This is a genomic window from Nostoc sp. UIC 10630, assembly GCF_010747425.1.
Classification (GTDB): Bacteria; Cyanobacteriota; Cyanobacteriia; order Cyanobacteriales; family Nostocaceae; genus Nostoc.
In genome coordinates this window covers 111,579-117,991 of the sequence record NZ_JAAGOG010000005.1, presented here as the reverse complement: position 1 = coordinate 117,991, position 6,413 = coordinate 111,579, and the positions used below count along the sequence as shown (strand labels likewise).

General features: G+C 45.0%; 7 protein-coding genes. All 7 read right to left on the bottom strand.

Annotated elements, in window-relative coordinates:
• Positions 1–2: 2 nt before the first annotated feature.
• The gene (locus tag G1O98_RS03145; protein ID WP_163927181.1) at positions 3–3,287 is read right to left on the bottom strand and encodes a plasmid replication protein, CyRepA1 family; all 3,285 of its coding nucleotides are present in this window, start codon (positions 3,285–3,287) and stop codon (positions 3–5) included.
• 115 nt (positions 3,288–3,402) lie between these two features.
• Positions 3,403–4,002 (bottom strand): alpha-ketoglutarate-dependent dioxygenase AlkB, encoded by a 600-nt coding sequence (locus tag G1O98_RS03140; protein ID WP_163927179.1) that lies wholly within the window; start codon positions 4,000–4,002, stop codon positions 3,403–3,405.
• A gap of 70 nt (positions 4,003–4,072) precedes the next feature.
• Positions 4,073–4,351 carry a hypothetical protein gene (locus G1O98_RS03135; RefSeq protein ID WP_163927178.1) on the bottom strand — a complete coding sequence of 93 codons (279 nt, stop codon included), beginning with the start codon at positions 4,349–4,351 and terminating at the stop codon, positions 4,073–4,075.
• A 25-nt stretch (positions 4,352–4,376) separates the two neighbouring features.
• Complete coding sequence (locus G1O98_RS03130) at positions 4,377–5,177, bottom strand: KilA-N domain-containing protein (RefSeq protein WP_163927176.1); 801 nt, start codon at positions 5,175–5,177, stop codon at positions 4,377–4,379.
• 34 nt (positions 5,178–5,211) lie between these two features.
• Positions 5,212–5,670, bottom strand: a complete 459-nt coding sequence (locus tag G1O98_RS03125) for a DUF1392 domain-containing protein (protein ID WP_163927174.1) — start codon at positions 5,668–5,670, stop codon at positions 5,212–5,214.
• Complete coding sequence (locus G1O98_RS03120) at positions 5,667–6,065, bottom strand: hypothetical protein (RefSeq protein WP_163927173.1); 399 nt, start codon at positions 6,063–6,065, stop codon at positions 5,667–5,669. The genes G1O98_RS03125 and G1O98_RS03120 overlap by 4 nt, the downstream gene beginning before the upstream one ends.
• Positions 6,062–6,295 carry a hypothetical protein gene (locus tag G1O98_RS03115; RefSeq protein ID WP_163927171.1) on the bottom strand — a complete coding sequence of 78 codons (234 nt, stop codon included), beginning with the start codon at positions 6,293–6,295 and terminating at the stop codon, positions 6,062–6,064. Before G1O98_RS03115 ends, G1O98_RS03120 begins: the two co-directional genes overlap by 4 nt.
• Positions 6,296–6,413: the final 118 nt, after the last annotated feature.

The following is a 6,413-nucleotide window of genomic DNA, read 5'->3' as shown; positions in this document are numbered from 1 at the left end:
GTTCAGTGCCGCTCACGATGTGAGGTACAAGTTTTATTCCAGCGATCGCCTGATTCATATTTTGATTCAGCAACGCCTTCTAGCCAATCGCACACCACAGACCTACACTCGTCTGCAAACTTAACCCAAACCTGCCACTGCCCCAGGTGTGCGTTCCAGAACGGTTCACCATCAGCAACGCCGATTGCATCACCAAGCTGGGAAACCAAATGTTGGTGAAACTGTCCAACACTGTCGCGTCCTTGGCGTAATTTCAGGCTTAACCCCTTCCATCCAAGGACTTCAGAATCTTCCTGGGTAAATGTTTGGGGAATGTCAATAGGTGTCGTGTCAGTGACTGGTATGGTTAACACTATATTATTAGTGACTGACACCGATTCCCTTGAAAACGCTTCATCTCGATTTAACCACTGCCCGAAAATCGAATCACGCTGATCATCAGGTGCAACAAACCGATAAACGCACTCCCGATTTTCACGTTTACCCAACCGACCAACGTAGTTCAACTTCAAATCAATCTTGGCAAGTAACTTCTGAGCGATCGCTATCGGTGTGTGTTTTTCTGAAATCGTTACATTCAAGTAATTCTTGATAACGTGCCGATGCTTTACAGCCAGCGCTTTAAACTCCGCCATTTTCTCGTCGCTGCCACGCAACTGCTCCCCAGGCGTGAGCAACTGCAACAGATTCAGTTCTTCTAACAACAGTACAGCAGGCAATAGCTGCCCCTTGTTGAAATCGGGTTTCCAAATGGAATTCTCTCCAGCCTCTAATTGCGCTTTTGCCCGTTTAGTATCACGATTCGTCAGAAATTCTCGCCCCAGCGTCAAATAATAGTGCATCCGCAGTTGGGGATACCAGCCGTCGTCATCCTTCCCAACCAAATCAGGCGTAACTTCAATTTCATAGCGACGAGACAATTCCGCCTTGCGCTGCTGATGTCGTTCGGTTTTGGTTTTCGCCCTTGTGTCTTGTAGCTTCTTAAGTTCGGCATCAGAGATGGTTGGAGAATCCGCGATCGCTTTACACTCAGCAGCATACAATTCAACAGACGCGGCTTTAACAGACTCGATTACAGCGCCACTTTCATCATCATCAGCATCGTCAGCATCAATAACGGTGTAACCATCCTCAACCAAACCCGCAAGCACAGACTCTCGATAGCGCCGCATCTCAACGTTAATCACAGAACCACGCTTGCCCCAAGTCTGCAAAGATTCGGGCTGGAAGTTTTGGTCAACATAGCTGTAATCGTCATTATCCGCCGCCGACAATAGCGCAATATTAGCCTGTGTTGCGACGTGTTGGCTTCTGAGCAATCCTCCGATGGTTGTAGAACCATTGCCCACAAACGACATCCCCCACTCTCTCACCCAAATGTGGCGGTCAACTGTCTCCCTAACCCTTGCCAACATCTGGCGCACGGAGTTAACCGGTTGCACTCCCTGAAAAATCCCCCAAACAGCATCAAAATGTCCTCGAATGTCGATGCTAACTCCAGTTTCAAGACTTGGAGAAGCGATAACTAAATCATACTGAGTCAGAATTTCGTTCAAGTGAGCGATACAACCGAAAGCCGCGTGAGAGGGGTCAGCAACGGATTCGCTATCAATTCGCAGAATCCGTAAATGTGGGAATTTGCGACGGAACCGTTCTTCAAGTGCTTGGGTTCCCCATTTTGACTTGGCTTTCTGAGCAGAGCAACAGACTAAATGATGCCCTCCAATGGAGATCGCCTTGTCTAGTGCGGCGATCAGATTCTTGGGATTACTCCCAGAATAGTTGTAACAATTGCCAGCTACGTGCCGATAATTGTTGACGATGACGAACGGGTTAACTCGATATTCTCCAGCGAGTGATAAAATATACTTTACATCTGTGTCAGAAACATCGGCACTTGATAAATAAATCTTTCCCTGACTGCTGCCCAAAACATTCTGTACCAGTTGTTTGAGGTTTTTGAGAACAGATACCCGACGCTTTTGCACTTCAGTACCAGAGTTGAGCAAATGCCAGAATACTTGGTCGCATTCGTCAATAATTATGACATCATTTGACCAGTCATTGGGATTAAAACGGGCTTGGCTCTCTTGATGCAGTGAATCAACGCACACCCCGTATCCCAGCAATGTGCCTGTTTCCGAGGTGTGGACTTCGGTAACATAGTTAACACCAAACCGATTACACAACGCCTCACCTAGCTGGATGCGATGGGTGATTATTAATACCCGTCTCTCTTGGTCGTGTGCTTTGGCCACCTCCGCTGCCAGCCATTGGGTTTTACCAGTACCTTTAGGAGCCTTGAGGATAATCAGCTTTTCACCAACGGGTACGAGAAGCTGTCCGAGAAATCTTTGGTTGAGTGCGATCGCAGGCGGATAAGTCAGCAGAGTAAACAGCTTAATCTCCCACAACTCCAGTGCAACGGCTGTGTTGTAGAGTGCGTCAAATGCTGGCTGACCGTGAGCAATAATAAAATCATCGACCCCTTTCTCTGGCCCTAAAGGTAAATCAATCACTCGCAGGGAACAACCCTCGTTTACCAACAGCCGTCCCATGCGACTGATAGCGGTTCTGACTCGCTGGACTGTTTCAGGTTTGTTGTCTTGGTCAAAGCAAATGTTAACCTGTCTCCCCTGTGTTGCAAAATGTTTCAAGTCAGGGATGAGGTTTGGCTTACCAATAGCAGTACCGTACTCATCATGGGGTGTGCGGTATCCAGCGTTAACGCCAGGAATTGCGATCGCAGCATAACCCGCAGTCAGTAATGCCCCCGCTTTCTTGACACCTTCCACGATTGTGACTGGTAAATTGTGCCGCCAAACCCAATACCAGAAACCACCAGGATGCTGTAAATCCTCTTCAGTAATGGGGATGCCGCTACGATTGGAGACTTTCACCCAGATGCGATTTGGTACTAAAAGGAAGAAAGCGCGTGTTTCTTCTCTGTAAGGATGCTCGTATTTGATAAACTTGTGAATTTTCTGGCGATCTCTTCGGGGATGGTCGGGTTTGAAACAGCCCCACATCATCAGGGCGTAGTTGTTGAGCGGGTCAACTCCATTGCACCACCAGCCGCCTAATTCAATGTGCTGGTACTTTTTTAAATCGCGATCGCGTAATCGCCCATCATTGCGACGGGAGATTTTGGGACTGTAGAGCAGATATTCGTAGGGTAACGTTCCGTAGAGCGAACGCACATTCAAGTGAAAGATTTCTTCGTCAACTCCGCTGTTGAGCCATTCTTGTAAGTGTAGAGCTTGAGAATCAGATTCGATTATACGCATATTCCCTCTGTTTTTTGACGCATGGAAATGAAGCGGCATTGCACCCATGCCGCCGATTAAACTTAAAGTGAAGAGCTTATGCTGGCTATGAAATCCTCAACAGCCAGCCACAGCGTTATCTCCCGCTTCCTGTGTGTGGTCGAAATGTGAGATTGATACGGGTACTAACAACTTTGTTGGTCTTGGGAACCTGATGCAGATGTGTAGATTGACAGCCTGGGTGCATCACAAGCAAGCTCCCGTGTTCCAGCCAAAAATCAGTAGGTTTGCCATTTCTCGGCTTGATTTGGAATTTGCGACATGAACCCAGGCTGACTGATGCAATCGCCGGGTTAAGTCCCATCGATGGTTCGTTGTCTGCGTGCCAACCAATCGAATCCTGTCCACTGCGGTATTGATTGCCGATTACTATGCGGAACTTATAGCCAGTTAACCCAGTGATTCTGTCCCGCAAGCTAGACAGAGCCTCTGTCCACCATAGTGGTTTCAAAAACACGCTATTCGAGTAGAGGTAATCGCAGCCGTAGTCCCCGTAAATACATTCGAGGCGGGGAACGGACATTGTTTTACCCGCGATTCTAATTTGGTTCTGCTGCCACTCCAGTTTCAAGCAGCCTTGGTAAAGTTCATTGGCAAGTTCCTGGCTTAAGAAATCGGGGTAATAAGTGACTGGTAAGACTGGGGTTGATTCAGCAAATAAATTGAGTTGTTGCATGGTACTTTTCTCCAAATAAAGAAAGTATTCTGAAAACAATTGCTGTTAGTTTTGGTTGATGGAGAAGACTTCATTTTTCTTGAGAGACTTGCTCCCAATACTCAACAACAAAATCATGCGCTTGCTGTAACACTTGAGGGAGTAAAAATAAGGGGACTTCCCAAGCCGCAATCACACTACCAGCAAAACATTCTGCAAGTTCAATCCGAATACATTCTGGTAAATTACTCTCTAAAAACTTGAGTGAATGATCCTCGTTTTCTGGTAGTTGAACAAAAAAATAATCGTCGTGCATGATATCAGCAACAAGACCATATTTTTCTGCCAAGGTTTTTCGTAGAGTGTTCATAATTGTTGTTGAGTTAGGTAGGGAATTATTGAGAGATGACTTTTACGATTTCGGGCAACCAGCGCAGTTGAAAAACAGTTTGGTTTGAAGATTTGGCAACTGCGGGAACCATCCGCCCCCATTGCTTACCAGATTCAGTAGGACGATAAGGAATTTTCTTGTCATTTGTTCTGTATTGCAGTCCCGAATTTAGTAAGCAGTGGTTAACAGCCCGTGCCGACATTCCCACTACCTCACCGATTTGTGTTGGGTTGAGAAATGCATCCTCTGCAACATTGGTTTGAGCAATCGCAATCTTGAGTTCATCGGCTGCTGGCTTAAGTGCGGGGTTGACAATTGTTGCAGCATTAACTGCTAACTGGGCAGTGAGGGATTTGTCTAGTCCAGCAAATTCCCCCAACATCATTGCCAACTGTGCAGCTTCATGGGACGGAGCTAATGTATGTGGTGATTCTTGCTGTAATACTTGCTCTACTTGGGTTAAGAGCATCACTTTCATTAAAGTTCTATTAGCCCAGATGCGGAATTCGACAGAAACCCATCGAGCTAAATCAATGGCGATTTCTGGGTGAATCCAAGTGCTTTGTTCGCTTCCGTACCCCTGGATATCTATCACCAATAACGATATGAGGATCTTCATATCGTTAGAAAGTGCTTGTAAATACTGCTTTGTAGACTTGAGCTTCGTGTAATCAGCTAAGAATTTCCCGTTAGCTTTGCACATCTGACTTGCATTCACATAGCCTTTGGGTACAGCATATTTACCTATTTCCCCATCTTGAGGCATTTGATTAATTTCTGAGTCGTGCCAAAAATGTGTCAACATGATTCATTCCCTGGGTATTGAACAAATAATTGATTCAGGCATTCACACGCACCAAACTTTTTTCACCAACTAATGAGAAACGATTCGATATAGTTGGTGTCTTAATTAACGTTGGTGACATCAATTCAACAAGGTAAAACCAAGAATTATGCACCAGCGCAATCCCCAAAATCAGCCGTTGCTTTGTTCCCTTATCGTGAGAGCAGAGGATCACTCTTTCGCCCAAAACAAAAGCAGGTTTTTGCACGTTGAGGGTTTCTAACTCTCCAGTGGCGATAATTTGGTTTTGTGTAGCGTGGAGGATTTCTTTTCCACAATCAATTGAATAAATCCAACATTCATGCTTCCATTGCATCCCACAGCAGTAACCAAATGTTCTTGTGGTTCTGAGGTATACTCTCTCCAGTAAATTGACCTCAACGGGTGGAATTGTTCCACGCCAAGGTGGAGAAAGATACCAACATGTTTTGAAAGCGTTAATGTAGTCAATCATGCTTTTCTCCCTAACAAGTAATTAACTGCTTCTGGATCAAGAGAGGTAATACGTTTTTTAATTGATTGGGGTGGGTTGTCAAAAAACTGTTTGAGATGCCATCTCCGAATTTGGTAATGTCTGGCAGAGCGTCTTGTAGCTTTGAGCCATCCTCTTTTGACCCATCTTGTAACAGTTGAGAAATTCAATTGAAGGACTTGAGCAATTTCCTGGCAGCTATAATTATCAAGAGTGGGACGGGCTGAATAACCTAAGCTATTTAACTTCAGATAAATCGCAATTGGTGTGCGTTGATATCCTCGCCTTTTTAGGATTGAAGCTATTTGTTTGACTGTATAGACTTCAGCTTTTTCTTCAATAATTGCGAGTTCTTCATCAGTCCATTTGATACTCATCTGATTACCTCCTTCTCTGAAGAGATAGAATTGGTGTCTGGCTGTCCTTGTACAATTCGAGCGCTGATAAATTCAAAATCCACTTGAAAGATGTTCATATCTGTGGATATTTCTCCAATGTTGTAGCGGTCTACTATGTGCTGCTTGATAGCAGATTCATTCAGCCCATCAGGGATATCGATGTGTGCTTCACTGATGATTTTTTCAACAACTGTAACTATGACTCTCATGGGTAATTCCTCTGATGTTGAGAATTCAGGAGTCAGGAGTCAGAAATTAGAATAATTCTGAATCCTGAATTCTGAATTCTGACTTCTGACTTCTGACTTCTGACTTCTGACTTCTGAC